The sequence below is a fragment of the Pseudomonadales bacterium genome (assembly GCA_041395945.1).
In the GTDB taxonomy this organism is placed as follows: domain Bacteria; phylum Pseudomonadota; class Gammaproteobacteria; order Pseudomonadales; family Azotimanducaceae; genus SZUA-309.
Map to the genome: position 1 here is coordinate 390,171 of JAWKZN010000002.1, position 25,629 is coordinate 415,799.

16 protein-coding genes and 1 pseudogene are annotated in these 25,629 nt (G+C 55.9%); 8 read left to right on the forward strand and 9 right to left on the reverse strand.

Translation table 11 applies throughout. From position 1 onward, the window contains the following. Positions 1 to 157: 157 nt before the first annotated feature. The 3 genes from R3E82_18500 to R3E82_18510 are packed head-to-tail and all read right to left on the reverse strand — an operon-like array spanning position 158 to position 7,531. Complete coding sequence (locus R3E82_18500) at positions 158 to 2,875, reverse strand: DEAD/DEAH box helicase family protein (protein ID MEZ5552879.1); 2,718 nt, start codon at positions 2,873 to 2,875, stop codon at positions 158 to 160. Continuing rightward, positions 2,865 to 4,664: a site-specific DNA-methyltransferase gene (locus R3E82_18505; protein ID MEZ5552880.1), complete on the reverse strand. Its 1,800-nt coding sequence runs from the start codon at positions 4,662 to 4,664 to the stop codon at positions 2,865 to 2,867. The genes R3E82_18500 and R3E82_18505 overlap by 11 nt, the downstream gene beginning before the upstream one ends. After that, positions 4,661 to 7,531 (reverse strand): ATP-dependent DNA helicase, encoded by a 2,871-nt coding sequence (locus R3E82_18510; GenBank protein MEZ5552881.1) that lies wholly within the window; start codon positions 7,529 to 7,531, stop codon positions 4,661 to 4,663. The genes R3E82_18505 and R3E82_18510 overlap by 4 nt, the downstream gene beginning before the upstream one ends. Positions 7,532 to 7,917: 386 nt before the next feature. Here R3E82_18510 and R3E82_18515 point away from each other — a divergent pair, with 386 nt between their 5' ends. The 4 genes and pseudogenes from R3E82_18515 (at position 7,918) to R3E82_18530 (ending at position 14,419) form a co-directional block, all read left to right on the forward strand. Further along, positions 7,918 to 11,220, forward strand: coding sequence for a DUF3883 domain-containing protein (locus tag R3E82_18515; protein ID MEZ5552882.1), 3,303 nt, complete (start codon positions 7,918 to 7,920; stop codon positions 11,218 to 11,220). Between the two features lie 668 nt (positions 11,221 to 11,888). Beyond that, entirely contained in the window at positions 11,889 to 12,476 is a 588-nt protein-coding gene (locus R3E82_18520) for a GNAT family N-acetyltransferase (protein MEZ5552883.1), read from the forward strand. A gap of 124 nt (positions 12,477 to 12,600) precedes the next feature. After that, positions 12,601 to 13,851: an ATP-binding protein gene (locus R3E82_18525; GenBank protein MEZ5552884.1), complete on the forward strand. Its 1,251-nt coding sequence runs from the start codon at positions 12,601 to 12,603 to the stop codon at positions 13,849 to 13,851. Positions 13,852 to 13,967: 116 nt separating this feature from the next. Then, positions 13,968 to 14,419: pseudogene (locus tag R3E82_18530) on the forward strand (transposase). A gap of 276 nt (positions 14,420 to 14,695) precedes the next feature. On the opposite strand, the gene R3E82_18535 reads toward R3E82_18530, so the two are convergent. From R3E82_18535 to R3E82_18555, 5 genes are all read right to left on the reverse strand, one after another. Continuing rightward, the gene (locus R3E82_18535) at positions 14,696 to 15,007 is read right to left on the reverse strand and encodes a type II toxin-antitoxin system RelE/ParE family toxin (GenBank protein ID MEZ5552885.1); all 312 of its coding nucleotides are present in this window, start codon (positions 15,005 to 15,007) and stop codon (positions 14,696 to 14,698) included. Positions 15,008 to 15,011: 4 nt separating this feature from the next. Continuing rightward, positions 15,012 to 15,281, reverse strand: coding sequence for a type II toxin-antitoxin system Phd/YefM family antitoxin (locus tag R3E82_18540; GenBank protein MEZ5552886.1), 270 nt, complete (start codon positions 15,279 to 15,281; stop codon positions 15,012 to 15,014). Between the two features lie 226 nt (positions 15,282 to 15,507). Continuing rightward, entirely contained in the window at positions 15,508 to 17,061 is a 1,554-nt protein-coding gene (locus R3E82_18545) for a serine/threonine-protein kinase (GenBank protein MEZ5552887.1), read from the reverse strand. 6 nt (positions 17,062 to 17,067) lie between these two features. Next, positions 17,068 to 17,448, reverse strand: coding sequence for a hypothetical protein (locus tag R3E82_18550; protein MEZ5552888.1), 381 nt, complete (start codon positions 17,446 to 17,448; stop codon positions 17,068 to 17,070). After that, a complete protein-coding gene (locus R3E82_18555) occupies positions 17,441 to 17,998 on the reverse strand; it encodes an ECF-type sigma factor (protein ID MEZ5552889.1) in 558 nt (185 codons plus the stop codon). Before R3E82_18555 ends, R3E82_18550 begins: the two co-directional genes overlap by 8 nt. A 564-nt stretch (positions 17,999 to 18,562) precedes the next feature. Here R3E82_18555 and R3E82_18560 point away from each other — a divergent pair. The 3 genes from R3E82_18560 (at position 18,563) to R3E82_18570 (ending at position 21,741) form a co-directional block, all read left to right on the forward strand. Continuing rightward, positions 18,563 to 18,805, forward strand: coding sequence for a hypothetical protein (locus R3E82_18560; protein MEZ5552890.1), 243 nt, complete (start codon positions 18,563 to 18,565; stop codon positions 18,803 to 18,805). A 1,183-nt stretch (positions 18,806 to 19,988) separates the two neighbouring features. Further along, positions 19,989 to 21,254: a ferritin-like domain-containing protein gene (locus R3E82_18565; GenBank protein ID MEZ5552891.1), complete on the forward strand. Its 1,266-nt coding sequence runs from the start codon at positions 19,989 to 19,991 to the stop codon at positions 21,252 to 21,254. A 46-nt stretch (positions 21,255 to 21,300) separates the two neighbouring features. Next, a complete protein-coding gene (locus tag R3E82_18570) occupies positions 21,301 to 21,741 on the forward strand; it encodes a hypothetical protein (protein MEZ5552892.1) in 441 nt (146 codons plus the stop codon). A 942-nt stretch (positions 21,742 to 22,683) separates the two neighbouring features. Here R3E82_18570 and R3E82_18575 read toward each other — a convergent pair. Beyond that, positions 22,684 to 23,454 (reverse strand): DUF481 domain-containing protein, encoded by a 771-nt coding sequence (locus R3E82_18575; protein ID MEZ5552893.1) that lies wholly within the window; start codon positions 23,452 to 23,454, stop codon positions 22,684 to 22,686. Between the two features lie 350 nt (positions 23,455 to 23,804). On the opposite strand from R3E82_18575, the gene R3E82_18580 reads away from it, so the two are divergent. After that, entirely contained in the window at positions 23,805 to 25,535 is a 1,731-nt protein-coding gene (locus R3E82_18580) for a cadherin-like beta sandwich domain-containing protein (protein ID MEZ5552894.1), read from the forward strand. The last annotated feature ends 94 nt before the right edge of the window (positions 25,536 to 25,629 follow it).

Consider the following 25,629-nt stretch of genomic DNA (forward strand, 5'->3'; position numbering starts at 1 on the left):
GGCCATCTATCTGGACCTCGAATCCGAGGCGGACCGCGCCAAACTGACCGAGCCTGAGCCCAATCTCTCACTGCGCGCGGACCAGCTCGTGATCATCGACGAGATCCAGCGCGCGCCGCCGAGGGAAACTGGATAGCCCCGTCGTCTCTGAATCACCCTAAAGCAGAATTCGATAGCGCCTGTTGTCCGCGTCCGAAGACTTAAGAATGCGGTACTCCATCCCACTAGCAACAGCGATCTGCTGAGCAAAGTCACTCTTGGCCTGCACGACAACGTCCTCGATCTGGTTGTCGGCCTTAACCTCGACGATTACGTACTTCAGGCTACCGTCCGGCTCTTCCCTTTGGAAAATGAAGTCCGGATAGTAGCTGCGCACTGTGCGTGAATCCGGGTCTATGTACTGGATAAAGAAATCGGATTGGCCGTGAGTCAACATCCCGGTGAAGTAGAGCTTCTTCACGCGTTGTTCGCGTAGCAGATCCCAGAACAGCCAGTTTTCTGATCCTGAGTCGAAGCAGTAGGTGTCGAGATGGAAACTCTTGGCACGCTCCTCGTCCTCAATCTGCGCGTCGGCCATCCGGACGATCTTGTCCTTGGCCGCTGTGACCTCGTAGTAGCCGTTCGGTGGCAGCTTGATGAGATCGACCTCGTGCTCCTCAGTCTGTTGCAACTCATCCAGATCGTACAGCTTGCGAAACAAGCGAGGAATGATCTCGCCGTAGAGCACCTCATTGAACTCGTTCGAGGCTGCAATCAACTCGCCAAGACCTTCTTTAGTAGACTCGAGAATCTGCTCAATCTCCAAAGGCGGGCGGTTCAGGTATCTAGATACCTCGGCCACGAATGTAATTGGTGAAAACTGTCTCTTTGTTCGTACATGTGTACGTTCTTCGGTTCGAGAAAGAGCCCCGTCCGCGACCAATCCCGTTTGCACAGTCTCAATCAGCCGATATTTTTCAACCAAAGCCGACCACTTTTCTGGGTCGTAACGATCAATGCCAAGCGCTTCTCCAGGTAAGAGCTGCCTTTCACGCATCTGATACTGCTTGCGCACCCGTACCAGCTTGATTTTTACCGGAGGCTCGACCACACGTACTTCTACTCGCTCTTTGTCACTACCTGTTTTTTGAAGTTCGTCGGCGGTGATGCGAAAGTTTTGCTGCAACTCGTCGTTCAGAGTGTTCAGGTTGTCGTCAGAAAGAAAGACATGGGCCGTGTGCTGAGCTTCGCCGACGGCGCGCAGGCAGCGCATTGTGGATTGAAGCACAAACACCTTTGACTTCGGTTCGCGGAACAAACCCACACCAAACAACGAGCGACAGTTCCAGCCCTCACGACCTTTGTTGACCAGTAGAATGAACTGCTTCTCGGAACCTTCGGTGTCGAGCCGATTGAACTCCCGGATGTCGTCGTTGGTCGTCAACTTATTGTCGCCGACGTTAATCAGGATGCGCGAGGTCGGGATGCCGTGCTTGAGCAGTGCCCGCTCGACTGCCGGTCTCAGCTCGCCGGTCAATTCATCGATTGTGGCGGCAAAAAACGCCAGCTTGGGCAACATACCTTCCGGGCGTAGTTCGCCCGACTTCTCCAGAAAGTTCCCGATAGCCATGCTCACAAACTCATCAGTGCGGGTGTTAGCGTAACCGTGCAGCACCACCTTCTTGAGATAGGCCTTGTCGATTGCCTCCTTCAGGCCGTAGCCGTATACCACCTCAGGCAGCACCTCGCGTCCGACGTAAGGCGTACCGGTGTAGTTGTAGCAAGCCACCACCCGCGTTCCTGCCGCGTTTAGATTGGCCGCAAGGATGTCGATGGTAGTCCGAAGGCTGGTGTCAGCTGTCTTTGCACCGACACCCATGTCCTTGGCGAGCGCCTTACCGAACGCATGGTGGGCCTCGTCCACGTAGATACCCAATTGTTCCAGACGGCGTAGCTTCTCGAAGCGCTGGTTGGTGGTCAGTTCGCCTTCCTCTTCCGGCTGATCGAAGTTATAGAGATCGGCGGCTTCGGCGTATACCCCGCCAGCCGAGTGGACTTCTCCCGTAGCACCGAAGAGTTTATCGACGGAATTCTGCTCCTTCCGCTTTCGTTTGAGGATGATCTTCTGTGTGTTGGAGACGATAATGTTAAAACGCGAGCGATCCAGCGTATCCAAAGAGGTACCCGCTTCTTCAAGGTAGTGGAAGCGCAAGTGCGTGGTCAGAAAATTGACGTACTCAGGCGGTACAACCCGTGTCAGGTCAAAGGACTCGATTTCTCTCAGCGATTGAAGCACTGTCTTGTCCGGTGCAAACACCAGTGCATTGTGGCAATAGAGTGCGTCTTTCTCGAATTTGTTGCCCAACAGAAACTCGTAGAAGATGCAGGTCGCCATCAGAATTGTTTTCCCGGTACCCATCGTCAGCGCGAATATGTAGTTCGGATAGGCTCGCGAGTTCTTACGCATCTTCTCGAACAGAAATTTGTACGAGTTAAGCTCCAGCTCGTCGCTTTCCCCGAACTCAAACATTTCCTGTCCAGCCGTACCAAGGAAGGAGCCAAACTTGCGCCCTTCGAACCGGCCACTTCGCTGATACCAAGCCTTGAAGACTTCCTCGACTTTGTCATTCGCGAGGAACTCCTTCAGGAAGACGTAAATTTCCAACGCTTCGAACTGCGGCTGCCGAAGGAAGGCCTTTGGATTCTTATCCGGATTGTTGAAGTCGAGGAACTTTCGAGTCAGCTCCTTGTAGTTCTGCCGGATCGCGCCTCTGTTGTGCTGATAGAACTGCCAGAGAAACCGAAAGAAGGCGAAGTCAAGCGTTACACTCGACGGACTGGCCGTTTTCGCTCTGGCGTCGGGTCTGGTAGACGTGCGCCTACGTTTAGTCGTCACTACCAATGCTCCCTTCCCAGGATTCCGAGAGCAGGTCAGTTATCTTCACACGAATCGTGCCCGCATCACGGGGCACACTGTATTCTCCTTTTACAAAATCCTCCTTTCCTGGGATGTCCACCATAGTCGGCTGGAACACAGCACCGTCATAATTCCAATCGATCATTACGCTTTCGGTCAGCCCTTTCCAGTCTTCGACCGATTCTTTCTGGAGGGAAAGTTTTTGCAGCAGGTTCATCGGGTAGAACCTCTCGATGACCAGCTTTCCTTCGCTGAACGCCACTTTAGCCTGAGAATCTCGTCTAAACTCCAAGTCTGCCTTGTCACGCAAAATGTCCACAACCTCAACATCGATCTTGAAGGGTTTCGCGGTCAGTACTAGGTGCGCAGCTAAATCCGGTTCATGCCCCATACAGATGAGAGAGATCTTCTCGACCGGGCGGTTCTGATTTTCGCTCTGTTTACGCTCCCATGCCTTGTAATCAAAGCCTGCTATCAGGTCGTTCAGATCAGCTCGAGACGCGATGCGGTTAATGGGCATAATCTTTACCATGCGCCCGTCCTTCTCTCCGTCGAACACTGTGTTGAACTCCAACTTCTGTACCTCCAGCGCTTCAATCAGGAGCTCTTTCGCCTGAATCGGATTGCGAAAGATCTCGTAGTGATTGACGTTGTGAACCTCGAACCCTGTGTAGTAGATTTTTTCACCTTCTACCGATACTCGACGTAGTTCATTGGCAACCCCATTCAGCCGCTTCGTTGTTGTCTGGACCGCACCAAGATTTATGTCTGCACCGATGAATCGTCTACCGTGTTTCATAGCGACAGATTGCGTAGTTCCCGAACCCATAAAGCAGTCGAAGATTAGCGAGTTAGGATTCGAGGAGGCTAAAAGGATTCTTTCAACAAGATGCTCGGGCTTCTGCGTGGGGTAAGAGAGATTCTCAGTCTTATCTGCTGGTTGAAGCATTGATAAGCGCCATACATTGTCGATCACGCGCGTATCGCTCATCCGATACATTACATTGCCATCCGCGTCCCTGGCATTGACCATCTTCCCACCAACCTTTTTTCTTACTAGTTGCTTGACCGGCTCCGGACGTTTCTCAGTAAGCGGGTTAAAGATCGCTTTTGACTTATCTTTTGCGTACCACAGAATCGTGTCTGTTGCGCGAGGGAACATACCTTTTCGAGAATCCGGCATTTTGTTGTAGTAGTACCAGTACAACTCATTCCGGAAGTTCCCTGACCCGAATATTTCATCAAGCAAACAGCGAAGGTGATGGCTTTTATTCCAATCACAATGCAGATATATACTCCCCGAGTCACTCAATAATTCGCGCATAAGAATCAGGCGCTCGAACATAAACTGTAGATACTCATCATTCGTCCAGATGTCTCCGTACTGCTTTTCCTCAAAGCTGGAAAAGTAGCCTTCGGAAACGTGATCCTTAATTTGGATTTTTTTCTTATAGTTAGCCTTTGAGTCAAATGGTGGGTCGATGTAGATTAAGTCAACTTGGCATCTAAACTGTTTGAGTAGATGGCTCATCACCTGAAGGTTGTCGCCCCAGAATATCTTATTCCGCCAGCCATCCACCTCTTCTCCGTGTATTTCCTTCAGCTGCGCGGGGTAATATTGCGTCGAAGTGAACGGACGTTTACCCCGCCAGTTCAGCATCGGGAAGCCCTTAATCGGTTCGAACTCATATTTATCGACGTCGATGGTACCGCCATCGGGCGTGGCCAATTGCAGGCCTTCCTGTCCTGGCGTTGTGCTTTTAATCATTCTTCGATCTTCCTGAAATTCCAATTTTTACTATCGCAATAGGCACGCATGTCACAGTTCTGGCAAAGCTTGGCTGGGCGCGCCACGATCTGATAATCCTGCCTCTCAATGCGCGCCACTACCTCGTCAAACTGCTCTATGGTCTTACCGATGGCGCGATTATCCTTGGTGAAGGACACATATGGGTTCTCGCCATCCTCGCCAGTGTAATAAAGGTGCATCCGGCTCACCTTCTGGCCGGTTCTCTCTTCGACCAGGTGAGCATAAACCTCGAGCTGGTGTTGATATTGACGAAGACGACCGCGATCCTTTTCCATGTCGGGCTTTCTCTCCGACTTAAAGTCTATGATCTCTACCGTGTCGTGTTCACCCCTTATGAGGTCAACGCTACCCTTGAGGATGTACTGATCCTTGACCAGAGAGATCTCGACTTCGGCTTCCTTGATCCGATCCCAGTTCCCATCCTCTCGTCTGTAGTAGCCTAAAACGTGGTTTTCCACCGCTTTGAGGGTTTGCGGGGCAAGGTACTGCCTTTCCCTTTTTGAAAGAAACTGGTAGTTGATACCGAGCCAGTCTTGAATCCGCTCCGGCGTGAGCTTCGCCTCTTCGCCCCGCAGCACCGCTTTGTGTATGTCTTCGATAGTCTGGTGTACGAGTGTACCGAAGAGCTGGGCACCGGCGCGTGTTGGATTGAACTCAAGTTCCTTGAAGAAGCGGTACTGCTCGGCACAGGATTCGAACACCGTGATGTGCGAGGTGAAGGAGTACTCGCGCTTGAGGTTGATCTGCTTAACCGCGTCGTAGCTGAGCAACGCAATATCGACGTCGCGCCAGCTGGGTAGCTCGTAGAACAACCGTTCGAAATACTTAGACGGGGATTTACCTTGCCCTTGCTTTTCCTGAGCGGCCAGCACCAGGAGATTCTGCGCGCGAGAGTAAGCGGTGTAGAAAAGCCGCCAGAAATCAAAGTGTTTGATGCGGTCGAGCGGTTCAAAGCGTTCCTTCGAGAGATAGCCGCCGTCCTCCAGTAACACATCCAGCGCACTGTATTGCTTGCGGGGCACCGCCTCCAACGAACCACAGACAACAACCGGGAACTCCAGACCCTTGGACTGGTGAATGGTAAGGAAAGACACGCAGCCTCGCGGCGCATACTCCGCCTCGTCTTCGTACTCGCCGATGCCGCCGTCGATCAAAAAACGCAGGAACTGGTTGAACAGATCACGGATGTTTTTTTCCAGCCACTCCGGATTAAGCACGCTGACGAAATGCAGGTACTCGAACTTGGTGAGCAGCTTGGAGAAGGTGCCGAGATTTCGTGCTGCACGGCCCTTGTCCACGCCCCGTACGGTGTCCTCTGAGAGGAAGCGCGAAAACAAGGGGAACTGGAGTAGTTGGTAGAACAGACCGGAGAACGAATAGTCGGTGTTCCGGGTTAACACAACATGGCGCTTAGCCAGAGGGCGCGCCCAATCCAGCAAGGGCTTGTTTTCTGACTTTCGTAGCTCCGCGGTGAAAGCCGCGAAACACTGCCGGTCGTAATAGTCCCAGATCGGCAGCGTGGCGCCTTCAGCCCACGCCCGCACCTTGGGGAACTGCGGAAACAGAAAGATGAGCGCACCGATCATCAGACGGATTTCCTCACGCTCGAAAAACATGTTCGAGCGCGGTGAGAATACTGGAATACCCTCGGAATCGAGGAATCGCGCCAGAGCGACTACTTTCTGGCTTTTAACTGAGCGGAACAGAAAGGCAACCTGATTCCAGTCCGACAACTGACCTGATGACTTCAAGCCATTGAGAAACGCCAGCACTTCGCTATGCCAGTTGGTGGTTTCGCCCTTGCTGTCGGTGGCGGCAAGCCGTAACGCCGTGGACACGTTTGGAAAGTCTTCTTCGCGCGGGACGATCTGCTTGGCGAAGCGGAAGACTCTCTTGCCCTCTTCCCACGATTGCTCGCGCATCCACTCGTTGTAAAAGCGGATGATGTCGGGGTGCGAACGGTAATTGATGGAAAGAGTAACCCGCTTGCACTGACCCTTGTCGAACAGCGTGGGAAACTCCAGGATGTTGCGGATAGTGGCTCCACGAAATCGGTACAAGCCTTGATCGTCGTCTCCTACGACACAAAGATTGCGTTTCTCACCCGCCAGCAGCAGAAGGATACGCTCCTGAATGGTGTTAGTGTCCTGGTACTCGTCTACCATAAGGTAAGTCAAATTCTCGCGCAGTTGAACCAGCACCTCGGGGCGATTCTCCAAAAGTTGCAGCGCCTCGTATTGGATGCCGGAGAAGTCGAGTGAGTTGTGCTCATGCAAAAGCTCCTGATACTTGGAAAAGCAGGCGGCCAGTGCTCGGATTTCCACTTCGGGAGCAGCTGCCAGCACAGTGGGGTCCAGAGCTTCCTCGCTGACTTTATTGAGCCACTTGAGAAGGTTCTCAGATTGCCCCCATCGACCTGACTGGTCGTCACCCATAACAAGCTGTGAATCGGTCAGTTCGCGGAACACCTTGAGGCGCTGATACAGGAAGTATTGCTGGTCAAACTGGTCGAACAGCGTGAAGCTTCGCTTGAGTCGCGTGAACTCCTGAAAGTCTCTCAGGATGCGCAGGCAAATCGAATGGAAGGTCCCAAGGTACATTTCATTCAGATTGAATTTGATGCCGAGTTCGGCCAAACGATTGGATATACGAGTGGTCAGCTCACGCGCAGCCTTGTCCGTGAACGTGACTACAAACAGCGATTCAGGTTTAACGCCTTTGTGTGTGATGAGATAGACGATGCGCTCAACGAGTGTGAACGTCTTCCCGGAGCCCGGTCCAGCGATGATCAGCACCGGGCCGTCTGTGGCGAGAATCGCTTCCATCTGCTGTGGATTTGCTTTGCTTGCTAGGAGTGGAGCAGCGCTCGTCATGATTGGCCTTGGTCTTGTTCAGTACTAGCCCTACCGATACTGCTGGAAAGCCAACGCTCCGGCTCACCACGACCGGATTGCCAAGTGCCGCCGGATTGGAAAGTCGGGACCCGGTGAATCGTGGCAAATCGGTCAGCCGAGCGCTCATCTACCTCAAAGTAGGGGGCAACTTCATCAATGGCAGTGTTTTCATCTAGCCATTCGCGCATCCGATCACCTTTTTCATCCGCTGCTCGGATAGTCTACCGACGCAGCCTGTCATACGATGGCACGACAGCACAGAATCGGGCAAACGTGGCATCGGACAAAATGCCATAAAACAGCATTCAGGAGGGGCTGTGGCATCCAATTACGAAGCCATTTTCGGAGAAAATCGCCAGCGATATGGTACTGACATCGCCAGAATTGGCCCGATGTTGCTCGCAGAACGCTACGACGACCGGACACACTTCATCTTCGAATTGCTCCAGAACGCAGAGGACGCACTCAGCCGGCGCGGTAGTTGGAGCGGGCCTCGACGAGTCACGTTCGAGCTGACTGCAATCCGTCTAGCACTGTCTCACTTCGGCAGGCCATTCGACGAGGCTGATGTCCGGGGTATTTGCGGCATCGCGGAGAGTACCAAGGACAAGCTCTCCATCGGCCGATTCGGAATTGGATTCAAGTCCGTCTATACCTTCACCGACCGCCCTGAGATTCATTCTGGGGAGGAAGATTTCGTCGTCGAGAACTATGTGCTGCCAAAACGAGCGGATCGCAAGGACCGTGATGCAGAAGAGACGCTAATCATCCTCCCTTTGAAGTCAGAAGACGTAACCGCCAAACAGGAGATTTCTAAAGGACTCCAACGTCTAGGACCCAACGCATTGCTCTTCTTGCGGCACATCGACGAGATCAGTTGGAGTGTCCGAGGTGGCCCATCAGGGGTCTACCTCCGCAGCATACCTGAGCCGCTTGGCCCCAACGTCGAACGAATAACCGTGATAGGTCTGGAAAGCGGACAACCTGAGGTCGATCAGAACTGGTTGGTCTTCCACCGAGACGTCTCTTCCAACGATGGGGAGAGAATCGGACGAATAGAGGTTGCTTTCTCTGTTCACCCGGTGGAGGACGAACCTGGTCGCTGGTCGGTGCAACCAGTGGCTACTTCGCCTCTAGTGGTCTTCTTCCCGACGATTGTGTCGACCAATCTTGGATTTCTTGTTCAGGGACCCTACCGGACGACGCCGAGTCGAGACAACATCCCGAGAGGAGAGCCTTGGAATCAGTTTCTGGTCATGGAAACAAGCAGTTTACTGGTGCAGGCAATGCGATGGCTTCGTGACAAAGCGATGCTGGACACTGCTGCCCTACACTGTTTGCCCCTGGACCGCGCGCAGTTTCCAGAAGGTTCTATGTTCGAGCCGCTCTTCGATGCCGTCCGCTCTGCGCTCCTCCAAGAGGAACTGCTTCCCCGTTTTGATGGCGGTTATGTTGCTGCCACACAGGCGAAGCTGGCACGAACTCAAGAGCTCCGTGAATTGTTCAGTCCCAAACAGGTTGCAGCTCTGTTCAACTCGGAAATTTCCGCTTGGTTGTCTAGCGACATTACCCAAGATCGAGCACCTGAGATTCGACAGTATCTGATGCGCGAGCTCGGCATCGCGGAACTGACGCCAGCGAACCTAATCCCCGTTCTCAATCAGGAGTTCCTTGAGGCGCAGTCGGACGAATGGGTCTTACGGCTGTACGAATTCCTGAGTGGCCAGGAAGCAGCATCACGCCGACACCTCGATACAATTCCGCTCATCCGCCTAACAGATGGCTCACACGTCGTCGCTGTCGAAAGCGGCAAGCCCAATGCGTTTCTGCCAAGTTCCATCGAAACGAGCTTCCCCACGGTGCGCAGCGCTGTCTGCTCCACGGCAGAGGTACGCGTCTTTCTGACCTCACTCGGCATCACGGTGCCAGACCCTGTTGATGACGTCATTTGGAATGTCTTGCCGAAGTACAGGCGAGAGGAAGTCGAGATAGGCGATGATGCTTACGCCGCTGACATCGAGCGCATTCGCTCAGCATTTAACGTCGATTCGAGAAACCAGCGGGAAAAGCTGCTTTCAGAGCTGCGCGAAGTCAATTTTGTGATGGTGATCGACACCGGCGACGACAAAGAATATGTCGCGAAGCCCGAAAGCATCTACATCGCTACCGATCGCTTGAAGCAGCTCTTCGCGGGCGTTCCCGACGTTCTCATTGTTGACGACAAGTACGATTGTCTGCGCGGCGAGGGCATACGCGATTTGTTGGAAGCGTGTGGTGCTCTGCGATGTCCCCGTCCTGTGGAAGCACCGGAGGCGCTCACGAAGGAAGAGCGTCGAGAACTTCGACGGCAAACGGGACACGAAATAACTTCAGGGAAAAATGACCGGATCGTCGACTGGTCTCTCCATGGATTCGAGGCACTGATTGCACTGCTGCCGACGCTTGCACCTGAGCAACGCACCGAGCGCGCTCGCCTGATATGGGAAAGTTTGGGAGACCTCGAAGAGCGCCGCGGTCGCGGCACATTCGACGGCTCGTACAGTTGGTCGTATTACGGCGAACGCCGAACCCCTCCTTTTCCAGCCGCCTTTTTGCGCCAGCTCAATAGGGTGGCCTGGGTACCGAACTCTGAGGGCGAACTTTTGCCACCAGGTCTTGTGGTTTTCGACACTCTTGGCTGGAAGCCCAACCCATTCCTTCTGACAAAGTTAATCTTCAAGCCACCGATCATTGACCAACTAGCCAGAGAGGCTGGCATCGATCCAGCCGCCCTTGATCTGCTGCGCAAACTCGGCATCACCAGCGTAGCCGACCTGACTTCACGACTTGGCATTATCAACTCTCCCCTTGAGGCTGAATCGGAAGCGGAACCGGAAACCACGTCCGATATGGAGACCAACCCAGAAGATTCATCCGGCGGTGATGTCTATGACGAAGCGAAGGATCTGTATGGCGATGATATGCCAGAGATTCCACCCGGGCAGCCAGATCCGGATGGTGGCAAACTGGATGCGGGTCGCGCCGATCGAACAGGCCAAAGACGTACCAACTCCGATGGACCACACGGACAAGGCCGGGGTAATGGCGGAAGCGCACACGGAGGTTCAGGCGGCCACAACACCGCACTCGGCAGCAAAGCTGGTGGAGACCATCGCAAGCGGTCCCCTGGTCAAGTCGGGGGGCGACCGTTCATTTCATACGTGGGGATTCATCCTGACAACGAGGAGGCCGATCCAGATGGCCTCGATCAAGTGGAACGGATGCAAATCGAAGATCGGGCCATCGAAGTGGTCACCGGTCTTGAGCCAATGCTGCGCCGCTCACCAGAAGGTAACCCCGGTTTCGACCTTTACGAAGTGGACGGTAGCGGAAAGCAGATTCGCTGGATTGAAGTTAAGTCGATGACGAGCAGCCTAGAAGACCGGCCAGTGGGACTATCCCGCGCGCAATTCGACTGTGCCAGGGAACGTGGTGCCGGTTATTGGTTGTACGTTGTCGAATTCGCGACCGACCCGTCGGAGGCCCGGGTGCTCCGGATTCAAGACCCGGTTGCACACGCCCGAACGTTCACTTTCGACCGAGGCTGGAGCCAGATTGCTCAAACTGATCCTCCCAGTTGATCGACGCCACGATCAGATCTCTGAATGCACTCCCTCATTCGCGGCCACCAATCGCCATGCCTTAGCGCACAGTATCTGCGGCGAGTGCTGGATTCGGATTCTGTGAATGAAGATTGTTCATGCGAATTTCCGGTACACCTGCGGAACACTGCCAAAATTCCGTTTTCCGCGCGTGGCTAACTTAACCTATTGATTCAGCTTGTTTTTCACTAACTGTTCCGCAGATAGCCCACTCCAGAAAAATCAGTAAGTTATTGATTTTAAAGGCACTGAAAATCCGCGTGTCGGCCCGTTACGGCCGTCGATTCTGCTCCCGACCGGAACGGTCGGCGACCACCATACGAAGCAATCAGCTATGCAATTCGCATAGCGAATTGCCGACGTCACCGACCCAGACCTCATTCGCAAGATCCTCGACCATGTTCAGCAGCGCGCACCACCACGGCTACCGCCACGACAGGCCTGCGATCTCCGAGCAATCCCGATCGATCTGCAGCACCTGAACGGACACAGCCCGCGACGCCGACTGCTTCCATACTGCTGGCAACACACGAAAAGACCCGCTATCTGACGATAAAACCGCACCAGCTGCGGACCAACTTTCATTTCGTGACAAAGCGGCGCAACTGCTGCGAATATGCATGCCATAACAAACTCGGGAAAACGCCATGAACGACATACCAGAAGTCAGAGTGGCCATGCCCGAAGAAAAAGCCAGGCTCATCAGCACCCTGGTACTGGGTTTCGCCAGTGATCCCCTCGCCCGCTGGGTGGTCGGCCAGGCCCACGACTATCTCACCGCGATAGCGGAATTCTTCGAGTTGTTTGGTGGCAAAGCCTTCGAACACGATTCTGCTTATGTGGCCAACGACGGTCAGGCCGTCGCGCTCTGGTTACCCCCTGGTGTGGAACCAGATGGCGAATCTATGGCTGCCCTAATGACGCGAACCACATCACCGGACAGGCTTGATGACCTGTTCTCGATCTTCGCAGGCATGGACTCATATCACCCGCATGAAGACTGCTGGTATCTGCCGCTGATCGCAGCCGATCCCAACAACCTGGGCCTTGGTCTGGGTAGCGCTCTCATGAAACATGCTCTGGCACGCTGCGACGCAGAAGGGCTGCCGGCTTACCTGGAATCTTCGAACGAGCGCAACGTCTCGCTGTATGAGAAGTTCGGATTCGAAGTGATGGGCGAGATTCAACATGGCACCTCGCCCGTTGTTCGACCGATGTATCGCGAAAGGCGATAGTTTCCAATCCGGGAAAGGGCCTCCTGCAGGCGCCATGGTGCGCGGCTTCACAGGCTGCCAATACCTATCGCAGGAGCATGGATGTTTCGATTAATCCTGGGCGAACGCGGTCAGATTGGCATTAATGGCGGTCGATCCCCGTTTTCCTTCGATCCTTGCAATTCTGGAGCAACATTCCATAATTGCACAGATGATTTCGCGCCGACTCCTGCCCGCGCTAACCGCCGCACTGGCCGAGGCCCCGGCCGTCGCGCTGCTCGGGCCACGTCAGGTCGGCAAGACCACGCTGGCGCTCGAGGTGGCCGAGTCCCAGCCGTCCGTCTATCTCGACCTCGAATCGGAGGCGGACCGCGCCAAACTGTCCGAGCCTGAGTTGTACCTCTCGCAGCACACGGACAAGCTGGTGATCCTCGACGAGATTCAGCGCACGCCACAGCTCTTCCAGAGCCTGCGCGGGCTGATCGACGCCGGACGGCGGCGCGGGCAGGGCCAGGGTCGCGGCAAGGGCAACGGCCGTTTCCTCGTGCTGGGTTCAGCGTCCATCGACCTGCTTAAGCAATCCAGTGAAACGCTCGCCGGGCGCATCCGCTATCTGGAACTGTCATCGGTCGACGCCGGCGAGGTTGGCCGCGATCGTCTGGATGCCCTCTGGCTGCGGGGCGGCTTTCCGGACAGCCTGCTGGCTGACTCCGATGCGGCGAGCCTGCGCTGGCGCGGCGACTTCATCCGTACCTACCTGGAACGGGACATCCCGCAACTCGGGCCACGTATTGCGGCCGAGACCCTGCGCCGGTTCTGGACCATGCTGTCACACCAGCAGGGCGCTCTGCTCAATGCCGCAGTACTGGCCCGTGCGCTTGCGGTGGATGGCAAGACGGTGGCGGCCTACCTGGACCTGCTCGTGGACCTGCTGCTTGTCCGCCGACTTGCTCCCTGGCACGGCAACGTCAAGAAGCGCCTGGTCAAGTCGCCCAAGGTCTACGTCCGCGACAGCGGCCTCGTGCATGCACTGCTCGGCATCGGCGACCACGAGGCCCTTTTTGCCCATCCGGTGGCCGGCGGAAGCTGGGAGGGCCTCGCGATCGAGTCACTGATCGGTGCTGCCCCTCCCGGCACGGAAGCGTACTTTTTTCGGACCGCGGCCGGCGCGGAGATCGATCTGCTGCTCAAGCGCCCCGGCGAGCGCAAGCCCTGGGCCATCGAGATCAAGCGCGGTCTCGCGCCGAAGCTCGAGCGCGGCTTTCATCTGGCCTGCGATACCGTCAAACCGCTGCATCGTCGTGTGGTGTACGGTGGTGTCGAGCGATTCCCGATCTCGGCGGACGTGGAAGCGATCTCGCTGCCCAGCCTTTGCGAGGAGCTTGGCGATACTTGAATGCAAGGCAGTACGATGAACCTGACCCCGTACCACGCCAAGTACTTCGCCCACGAGCTCACGCGCCGAGCGACCAGCTCTGCCTCGAGCGCCTTTCAACTAATGCGGCCGGCCAGGTGGTCTATCAACTCAAGAACCCGTTCCGCGACGGCACCACACACATGCTGTTCAGTCCGGAAGACTTTATCGCCCGCCTCGCCGCGTTGGTGCCACGCCCGCGGGTCAATCTCACCCGCTACCACGGCGTCTTCGCCCCAAGCTCGGCCATGCGCCGCGCGATCGTGCCGACGCCAGCGAATGCTCGCCGGCGCAGAAAGCTCAAAGATTCAGCCGCTGTGCCGGCAACCTGGCAGTGCTCTCCCACACAATCACGCAGCGACTGCAATGATCCGCCCGCCGCACCGCTGACCTGGGCGCAGCGATTGAAGCGAGTCTTTGTCCGATCGCATCACGATCGACATCGACAGTCACGCTCTGCCCGCTCTGCGGCGGACAGCTGCGGATCATAGCGGACATTACCGATCCCGGCCTGATTCGCAAGATCCTCGACCACATTAACAGCCGAGCACCCCCGCACCTGCCGCCTCGGCGCGCCGAGCCGCACCAGAACCCACCTGATCTGTTCGCCGAACGCTGAAAATACCTCGGCAACAGCCCCGCCTGCGCACAGGATTTCCAAAATTCCCTTTTCTCCCGACGATCTGTACGCCCACAATTCCGACAGTCGTAAGAAGTCAGACCGCTCTCCATCGTCCGGTTGAACCTCGCCAACGTCGACCTCCCCTGACCTCCGCGTCAGTACCCCAAGCAATCGAGGAAAGGCCACGTTATCCTCCCTATCCTCTTACTCCAACTCCTTGCTGGACAAATCGAGCAGGCGCTCACTGCGCCAGACCCGCACGACACGCACGTGCTTCGGATCACGACGGTAGACGATGCGAAATGGGGGCCGGATCAGTTCGCGCAGAAAGGACTGGTCGAACTCCGGGACGACCCGGCCCATGTCCGGATGATCGGCCAGCGCTTCGATACTCGCGACGATTTCCCCGATCAGGCGCTCGCCGACATCGGGCACACCCTGTTCGGCGTACCAGGCCCGTATCGATTCCAGATCGGTCAGCGCGGATTCGGCGAACCGGATGACAACCTTCGCCATGCGATTACTTCAAGCCCAGGCGTGCCTTGGCCTCTGCGAGGGACAATTCTTGTCCGGCCTCGAGGTCGGCAAGACCGCCGACGACAGCCCGCATGAACGACCGCTCCTCCTCGGCGGCCTCGTAGTCGGTCAGCGCTTGAACCACCGCCACACCGCGTCCGCGGCTGGTGAGCAGCACAGGACGGTGAGCGTCTGTCGCATGCTTGACGACACGGCCCGGGTTCACCTTCAGGTCGGTCAGCGGGATGACGTCCTCGGAAAACTTGATGCTCATGCTCGGATCTTCAGTCCCTATTAACAGGTCAGAGAGTAGCACCTGTTAACGGACCTCTCCAACAGGAGGCTCCGGCGGTTGGCCCCGACGCGCCGAGGGGAAGGCGCCACTTTTACTCAAGTGGCCAGGGAGAAGATGCCGGCATTGGCCGGCGTTGTCAGTCCTCGTTCGGCAGCCCGCGCGTCCGCCAAAATCCCCCATCCGAGTGAGCAGGTCGCTCAATTCGTCAGTTCACATCCAAGTCCAGCTCAGTGCTGATGGGACACCTTCGACGGCAATGCAGACTACCTCCGCAACAAAGCCCCGTTGAATTTCCTATCCTCTCGCCGGTGCTGAACTTTAGAGTACCCAGGCGATAGAGGTCTCGCGCGATGTCGGATGAGGGTGCAAACCTTGCGCGATCCATTGCCAGCGCTTCCTCAAACGCAGCTTCGGCCTGCTCGAACTGTGCCTGCTCACGCAAGACTTCGCCACGCTCAACCAGCATTGTCGCGCGGCGGGCATCGTCGCCGACTGCAGCCATAGACGCCGCTTTGTCCAGCAACACCGTCGCGTCGTCGAATTCGCCCTTCATCCGCGCGAGCCGCGCGCGCACTATCATGGCATCGAGTCGGGCCTCATGGTCGGATATAGACGCGTACAATTCGTCGGCCTGTTCTGCCAGTAGCTGTGCCTCGTCATAGCTGCCAAGCTGACCGTATGTGTTAGCCAGCAACAACAGCATTTCCGCGCGGGTTTCCGGTTGTCCTCGAAGCTCTTCATTAACGCGACTGGCACCAAGATCGACCAACTGTCGCGCTGTGAGTCGGTCGCCAAGGCTTTTATCAGGATTCGCGAATTCGAACAGACTGGTCACAAAGTCCCGCGTCTCATTGGCTCTCGCCGCTTCGAGGCGTGCCAGCGCGGCAGCCGTTTTTGCCTGGTTGGATTGGTGCAGTGCAAAACTGGTACTGAGCAGCAGGCAAATGACGCCAACGGCGCTCAGTGGCACACCTACCGGATGACGCGTTACAAACTTTCTGACGCGGTACCAGGTCGTGTCAGCGCGCGCCAGAACCGGCAGGCCGGCAAGGTATCGCCGCAGGTCCGCGGCAAGCGCATCCGCGGTCGTGTATCGACGTTCCGGTTCGGCGCGTAATGCTTTCAGCGCAATGTTCTCCAGATCGCCGGAAATTGCTCGTAGCAACCGGCCTTTTCCGAGTCTGCGGGAAGCAGCGGCCTGTTCAAGATCGACCGGATCCACGGTTGCCAGAAATTGGGCAAAGGTCTGTGCACCGCGCTCGCGCACGGCTCGCTCAACCTCGAGCGCTGATCCGCCCACGTCGCCGAACGGCCTTCGACCTGTCAACAGCTCGTAGAGCAAGCCGCCCAGCGCGTAGACATCGACAGCGGTCGTAATTTGAGCGCCAACAAACTGTTCCGGTGCTGCGTAATCCGGCGTCAGCGCGCGAAGGCTCGTTTGCGTTCGGTCAGTCGTTCGGTCAGACAATAGCTTTGCGATGCCGAAGTCGAGCAGCTTCGGCAATCCGTTGTCGTCGACGAGGATGTTGCTCGGTTTGAGGTCGCGGTTAACGATAAGATTCCCGTGGGCGTAGTTGACTGCATCACAAACCGGCAGGAACAACCGGATCCGCTGGTTAATCGACAGACGATTCCGGTCGCAGTAAGTCGTGATCGGCAATCCATTGACAAACTCCATTGCGAAATAGGGCTCTGGGGCTTCGGTCAGGCCCCCGTCAAGAAGTGCGGCGATATTGGGATGTTGCAGCGATGCGAGAATCTGTCTTTACTGCAGGAAACGAGCCTCCCAGTGTTCAGTTCGTCGGGATGGCAGGATCAATTTGAGTGCGACCGTCTGCTGGGAATCCTGATCCGCGCGTTCCGCTTTGAAGACGGTCGCCATCCCGCCCTGATCGATCATCTCAACGATGCGATATCGGCCAATGCGTTCAGGAGCCGATATCGTGCTGGTGAACCGTTCATCCGCGATGTCGTCGAGCATGCCGGACTTCCGATCATCCGCGGCAAACATCTTCAATACCTTTCGAAGTACTACGTCATCCTCACAGTTTTCGCTGAGATAGCTGTTGCGTTCGTTCGCGGGCACATCGAGCATCTTCTCGAACAGGTCCAGTGCTTGCCGGTCTGTCGGTTTGCCTTCAGTCATCCACGTCCATCTCGGCATAAAGAAACGCACGCGACTTGCGCCACGCAGTTTTCACTGTGCCTTCGGAGATCTCCAGAAGCTCGGCGATTTCATCGATCGTGCAACCTCCGAAAAACTTGAGCTCCACGACCTGATGCCCCCGCTGATCCACCAGCCCGAGTTTTTGCATTGCTTCCTCCAGGGCGAGCACCTGATCCGAGAGTTTCGCCGCCGGGAGTTCACCATCATCAAGGTCAAGCCTTACCCAGTCGCCACCGCGCTTTTCCGAACTTCGCCTGCGGGCATGATCGACGAGGATATGCCGCATCGCCTGCGCCGCGGTTGCGATCAGGTGCCGGCGGTTCTCGAGTCCGCCGAGATGTTCGGCGCCTATAATCTTAAGAGAAGCCTCGTTGACGAGTTCGGTTGTGCAGATCGTGCTGCCACGATTCGCGTTCAACTGCGAACGTGCGAGTTTCTTGAGCACCGGATATATTTTCTCGAACAAATCGCCGTTCGCAACCGGGTCACCGGCAGCGGCGCGCTGAAGCAATGTCGTTAGCGTCGTCATCGTGATCACCCGCTGTCCTTTACTTGTCTGGCGCTCTTGTCATCAGATATTCCGACAACTTCATCTGCACGGATCGGAGAACGGCGCGTGGCCCGCACCCCAATCGACACTCGAAACTCGCTCGCTGAAAACAGGCAGCGGCGTTCGAAACCATCCTTCCTGCGCCCACTCTATGCGTGGTTGTGGAAAAGGCGCTGATTTTAACCGATTTTCTACCGAGTTCGGTCGGGTCGCGGCCGGGAAAAAGCATCATCTCGGACATCGCACTGCTGATTCCTGGCGGGCTTAGGAAATCTCTCCTGACAGGAATCATGATCAGCGCGGCTTGTGAGTGAACTGCAGAAAAAAATGGTCGGGGGAGCGGTTTTCGCCAGCACTGCCTCGACGTCAGCACCGGTGACTCCCATGTCTCTCCTGTGGGACGGCCTGGTGCTGAAACGCGACTCAGATTTCGACATTGAACCCGATTAGCTGTCGCCGTGACTCATCAGTACCACAAACCGACGGACAACCAACATGCGAATTATAACTGTGCTTACCCTGATCCTGGTTACAGCATGCGCAATGGCAGAGCCACACGGGTACCTGAAAATCCCTGATATCGACGGTGAAGCCCCGCAGAGTCAGTTCCCGGTCGAACCCCGTCGGGCTCAGGGGTCTCAGGGCCCCCTTTATCCGGCTGGCTGGGAGCAGCTGGTGAACGGCGATGAAGGCGGCAGCCGCATCGGAACGCTGCAGCCCGCTGAGACGCAAAATCGCGAGACCTACCACTCTATCGACCAGTCGTCTCCCTACTACGCCTGGTAACTGGCGGCCGGGCGATTGTCCGAGCCGCTTTCCAGAAGAAGGCCGTACGCCCGAGGTGCAGTATGCCTTCTGTACAGCCGCCCGGCTCGCCGAGATTGATTATCGCGGAAGCCTCTACTACTAATTCAAACCACCACTCAGCCTGCCTGATTGAGCGTCCCGGCCAGTTCCTCGAACTCAGCCTCGTCACCCTCGCAACCGCTTCGCTCGCCAGTGGAAAGTTTTCCTCTGCCCGGTGTGAAACAACAGTGGAGCGACATCTACAACGAGATACTGATTGAAACTGAAGCGTTCTTCGTCAGGCAGCTTGAGTGGCGTGTTGATCCTTCAATTGCCGTCGGCTATCTCGTTGACGTTTGTTCCGGAAGCCGCATTCGTGATCATCACTGACCTCTCTACCCATTTGACACTTATGTTCATTTTCAATAGTGCCTGCTGCACTCGCAAAGATTCGGGAGTTCTTCTGCCAGGTCGCAGGCGGCACGCCATACTCCCGCTTGAACGCCCGATTGAACGCCGACTCGAATTCATACCCGCAATCGAAGGCGTTCCGAGTAAAGGCCGATTGCGACAAGCCCACCCTGTGCCGCCACAGCGTGCCGAGTCCCTCCGGACCCTTACCGACCTGTTCCACGGGCACTGAAAGGCCCCCGGCATGAGGCTCTGGATACCACATTCCCGACTTCGCGATTCCCCCAGCCTTCACCCGTCAGAATCCTCCATCCGAGCGAGCAATCCCTTCGACCCGCCGCTTCACGACAATAATCATCAAAGTACAGCTTGCGCACCTGCAACAACACTACAGACCGCCTGCCTGGATAAGTCCCGTTGGATTTCCTGTCTGCACGCAGCGAGCTCATGTTCGCTGACGTTGAGCTCAGCCAGGCACTGTATTGAGAGAGCTGCTTCCGCTGACAGATCGAACGCGATCTTCAGATTTCTGAAACCATACTGTTGTTCATACTCTTTTCTGGTCTGGATGTTGCAGGTCGCGTTGACGCCTGTTGGCGTATGCCAGGGATCTCCGCAATCATCGATCTGCGGTCCAACCTCTCCTGGATCAGCTACTGCAGGTAATTTCGCAAGAGATTTTGATCTGGATCAAAGACAAACCGCGCATTCTAGTTAGCGTCAGGCTACGGCCTTCCGAATGGATTTTACCCTCTGCGAACTGGAGAACGGCATGTCAGCAACAGTCGAACAAAGCCTGACCATCCCGGACAAACTGACCAGGCTTGCCAGGGAAAAAGAATGGCCGCTCGAGAAACTCGAAAGGATGCTGCAGGTGTTCTCACCTTTCCAGGTGCAGATTCTTCTCGACCGAAACATGACGGCCGCTCAGGCCGAGCGGTTGCTTGCCGGTGAACGGCCCGACGAGAACGCGCCTCTCTATACACCTGATCAGGAGGAATACATCGACAGGCTCAAGGCTGGCAAGTATGACCTTCGATGGCTGAAGGATCAGGAGCCGCGCTGGGGAGTCCGTTCTTCGTTGAGTGCCCGGGGTCTGACCCTGATGGATATCAATAAAGCCTACGCAGGCGAACCTGAGGATGTTGCTCCCACCGACAGCATGGCACCGCGGGGCGCGCTTCTGGAAGATCAGTACCCTGGTATGGGTTACACGATGAACTCGAAATATCAGATGTGGGCAGACAACGTCGCGCCTTTGTACGAGGAAGCCGTTTCCCGCCAATGGAGCGTCACCCGTGACATTCCCTGGCAGGATCTGAAGCCATTGCCGGAGGATCTCGAGCGTGCCCAGTGTGAATTCTGCACATTTCTTACCGAGGTAGAGATGATCGCCAGCGACTTCCCGGCGAAGTGGCTGTGGCGCATGAACCAGCACTACCATGAGGTCAAGATGTTCCTCTGCACGCAGGCCATGGACGAGGCGAGGCACCTGGAAGTCTTTCGTAAACGTGCCCTCGCCAATGGCGGCGGACTGCTCCATGCGCGTGCAGAAACCGAACTGGGGCTGGCCAACATTCTTCATGCCCCTACCTATGTACAGGGCTCGTTTCTGATGCATGTGGTGGGTGAGGGCCTGGTACTGGACATCTTCCGTGCCGGTGAATTTCTGGCCCAGAACAAGGTTGAGAAAGAAATGTACCGATTGTGCATGCAGGACGAGGCGCGCCACGTCTCCTATGGCACGATGCATCTCAAGTATTTTCTGGAAAATCATCCGGATCGTGAAAACGCAGAGCGTGAGCTGCACGCAGTAGCAGAGATCGCCGAGCGCGGGTTCACCAGCTTCCTCTGCAATTCCTTCATCATCGAGCCGCTCGCGGTGCTGGCAGGTGGCGGCATCAAGCACATCGACAAGGGTATGGAAGCAGTCAAGGTAGTCTGGAAACGGATCACAGACGAGTATCTGAACCGCTGTGATCTGGCGGGTCTCGATCGACGTTCCCGCATCTTACTCCCGGCAGAAGCACCGTACTGAAAATATGCCACAACGGAATCAGCCGGATCGAAAAGGAGGAAATACAGTGAAGTTTCCATCAATTCAATGGTTCGAAGCCATTCAGCAGGAGGCCAAGGCCGAAGCGGATACATTCCGTCGAATGGGTTTCTGTGATGCGAAAGTCCTGTTCGAGTCCCGTTCGAGTAAAACAAACCGCCGTTTCCTGCTTTCCTTCGAGGACTATGGCATGACATCGGTGCGTGAACTCGGTACGGACGAGAAAGCCGATGCTGACTTCAGCCTCACAGCTGATGAAACAGTCTGGCAGGAAATGATCGAGAACATCCATTCAAACGGCGAAGCTGATCTTGGACACACCCTGAATCGACTGCAGTTGCCCGGCGCAGTACAGCTCGTGGCGGAGGATCAACAGAGGGCAGATCTGTTTTATCGATACAATCAGACCTTTCAGGAATTCTTCAACCTTTCTTCCAGGGTCGAGAGCGAGTTTGCAGGATCCGCCTAGCATGGAAAGCAACTCACACAGCGCGGGCGCTGACGAATCCGGCATCCGGAGTAACCGTGAGAAACACGTCATCAGCAACGACTGCGTCAGCTGCGGTGTCTGTGAGTACATGTGCCCGCTCGGGGCGATCGTCGAGACCAGGAACCAGTTCAGTATTCTCAAGCGTGTCTGCGATGGTTGTGCGATTTGTGTGCCGTACTGTCCGGTACGTGCGATCGTTCCCAAGACTGGGATCAGAGACCGGCAGGACAACAATGTAGCCGTCAATCTGCGTCGCGCCCTGGACGATGGGAAGTAGCCTCAAGGATCGCCTGCAGTAGTTTCCTCCTCAGTTTGATTTCCTGATCGTTGCACAACTCTCACGGGTGCTCTGCGATGACCTCTCATGTCACGGCAGATCCGAAGTTCAGCGCCTTTGCCTCGCCAGTTACGTTCGCTGGCCCTAAACGCATCACTCAGCCCGCAATTGAGCCTGAAGCTCTGCCACCGATCCATGCCGTCGTTATATCCCATGATCACTATGACCATCTGGATAGCGCGTCGATAAAACGGTTAGGAAATGGCCCTATGTACTTCGTGCCATTGGGCATCAAGCGCTGGTTGATCGAAAAAGCATAGATTCTGTGTGTATTGCTGAATCGCGGCATCGGAGCAAAACAGTCGATAGGCACTCACCGGGTTACGTTTGTTCCCTCCGGTGAAGGAGCACTCACCCCACCGAAGGAACTCGCCAGCACCCGTGCAACGTACGGGATGTCGCGAGCTGAATTCGATATTTTCGCTGTCGGCGAGACACGATACTTCCAGGGCTGACAGGTGTAAGTGCACATCGACATCACACGAATTACCGTTGCGAATTGCAGCCACACCTGCATGCGTGATTGCTTTTCGGCAATCTGCTGAGCTGTGGCTGCAAATGATGTGGGTCGCAACCGGCCTGGTTTATTTGAACTCGTAGACGAGGTTTACCGTGGTCATGGTATCGGTGCTCTTGAAACTGCTCGGCGGGTCCGTGTTGTGTCGCACCGTATAGCCGAGCGCGAGTGCGAGCTTCGCGTTCATTTTGACCTTCAGCGCAAGACCATTTTCCAGATAGGTATTGTTCGAGCCCGCCTCGACGATGAAGTTATTGATCACACTGGTCGATTCGTTGAACGCATGCTCGAAATCTGCGGTACCGCGAAATATTGCTTCATTGTCCGTGTCGCCTTCTTCCAGCAGCGCACCCAGGTCATCAAAAGTGTCCCGCGTTTCAAAGAACTTGTAACCGACACCGGCGGTAGCAGTTAGTTTCGTCTGATCAGTTCGGATCAGCTTCCGGCCCAGGCCGCTCGATAGAGTAGCCTGATACTTGAAACCGCTGAACTTGTCCCGTTCATAGCGACCCGCACCGAAGGCGAACGTCTTCTCGCTGATGTTGTAGTCACTCTGTCCGAACAGCTGCCAGCGCTGGGCAGTCTTGTCACCCTCATTGGACGCATAAAGTCCTTCCAGCCCAAGGCTGTGCTTCCAGTCACTGACTTCGGTGCTGAACTTCAGTTTCGCGTTCGCCGATTCAGTTTCGGTGTTTCCATCAGACATCAACAGACCGGCCTCTCCGATTCCGGTCCAGTCAGCCTGGGCTGATATTACAACGCTCGACAGAACGCCGAGTAACAGGTACCTGATCACTACGATCTCCCTCCATGGTTTTGGCGCAGGTGTGCTCTGCACACCAGCAGGTTTTTAATATGGAAGCGCCCGGGATCCGGGCGCGGGCAGAGTATAAAGCTTACCTATACTGTGCGTCACTATTTTCAGGAGGCGGCTCCACGCGGCACAGGATGCAACAGCGCAGTCAGAGGAATGCTGATGATGACTACGAGCACCATCGCCCGGAAATTGTCGAAACAACCGGCTATCAGGAGCTGCTGATTTCAGCGTTCGCGCACTCACGCTCCGAGGCTTCAGTTGCTGTAAAGTAGTCCTGATATTTGGCGGTTACTACGGGGTTGGCAATGTACGGGGACGTGTTCGGTGGGTGGGGAGTAAATCGAGTTTCTCGACTTTGGGCGAGCCTGATCATGTTTCTCTTTGTCCTGCTGTCCTCCTGCGGAGGTGGCGGTGGCCGACAAGCCAACGTGCCGGTCCTGCCACCTGGGAATGCGCCTTCCCCCCCTCCTGCTGGGGCAGACGCGAACCTCGCGAACCTCGAGGCCACACCGGGTTCTTTGGATCAGTTGTTCCAGCCATCATTACGCAGCTACACGATGCAGGTAGGATTTCTGACCTCGTCAATTCGGGTGGTAGCAGCTGTATCGGATCCAGCCGCGGACCTGACATTGAATACCGCTCCACTCAGCAGTGGCGTACCGAGTGGTCCCATCCCGCTGGTCGAGGGACTCAATACCATCAATCTGGAGGTGACCGGCGCTGATGGAATGACCCGACAGAGCTACGAACTCGGAGTAACGAGACGCCCGCTCTCGTCATTTTCGCAGCGCGCGTATCTCAAGTCATCTGCGTCCGACAGTGAGGACTACTTCGGAACCTCGATGGATGGACATGCTGACACTCTGGCTGTCGGTGTACCGAGCGAGGACAGTGGTATTGCGGGCGACCCGGGGGACAACAGTCTGCTGGACTCCGGCGCGGTTTTCGTTTTCGTGCGCAGCTCAACCGGAGACTGGCATCAGCAGGACTATCTCAAGCCCGACACGTTCGATTCGGGTGATCGGTTCGGCTCAAGCGTAGCCGTTCATGGAGATCTTCTTGCTGTGGGTGCGCTTGGCGAAGACAGCAGCGCCACCGGTGTGGGTGGTGACGAAACAGACAATGGTCATCCGGACTCTGGTGCTGTGTATGTCTTCGCACGAGACTCTACAGGGAACTGGGCGCAGGAGGCTTTTCTTAAGGCTTCCAATTCCGGGGACGGAGAACGGTTCGGTGAGACCCTGACGCTGCAAAACAACACTCTCATCATCGGGAGCACGCGATTCGCGAACCTGGTCGGCAGGGTGTGGGTATTCGAGCGTGATTCCGCGGGTATCTGGACTGAAGTCGATCAGTTTCAGGCATCGGACGGGACATCAGATTCGGCTTTCGGTTTCGATCTTGATCTTCAGGATGACACTCTTGCAGTCGGCGCCCCCTATCATGGTGGTATAGGAAATTTTTATGGTGCCGTCTACGTCTTCAACCGCAATACATCCGGTCTCTGGCAGGAAACGGCGATGTTCAGAGGTCCCAATACGGACCGTCTGGACAGTTTTGGACAGAGCGTCGCTCTCACTGAAAACATGCTTGCAGTAGCTGCTGGTGGTGAATCGAGTGCGGCAACTGGAATCGACGGAGATCAGCTGGACAACAACGCCGCCTATAGTGGTGCGGTGTATCTGTTCGTTAAGGATTCAAACAACGACTGGCTACCCGAAACCTATTTTAAGGCATCGAATACCGATAGCGGAGATTTCTTCGGCAGTCAACTGGCTTTTAATGGGGACCGGCTGCTCGTCAGCGCGAGCGCAGAGGACAGCGCCAGTACTGGAGTTGGTGGAGATCAGGGAGACAACGGTCTCGCGGACGCCGGAGCAGTTTACGGTTTTTCGCGTGATAGCAATGGTACCTGGACCCAGGATATGTACGTGAAATCGTCCTCCACTGGCGCTAACGATGTTTTCGGAAGGCAACTCGTGCTGACGGAGATATTCATGGCAGTCGGCGCACCCTTCGAAGACAGCCGGGCGGACGGTATTAATGGTGACGATAGCGATAACGCCGGCCAACAGAGTGGAGCGGTGTATGTGTTCGAATGACCATCCTTACTCACATCTTCGCAGCTGAAGTGGATAAGCCCTGGGTAGTCCTTTCTGAGCAAAGACAGGCGATCTCAGCGTCTATGGCGCCCGC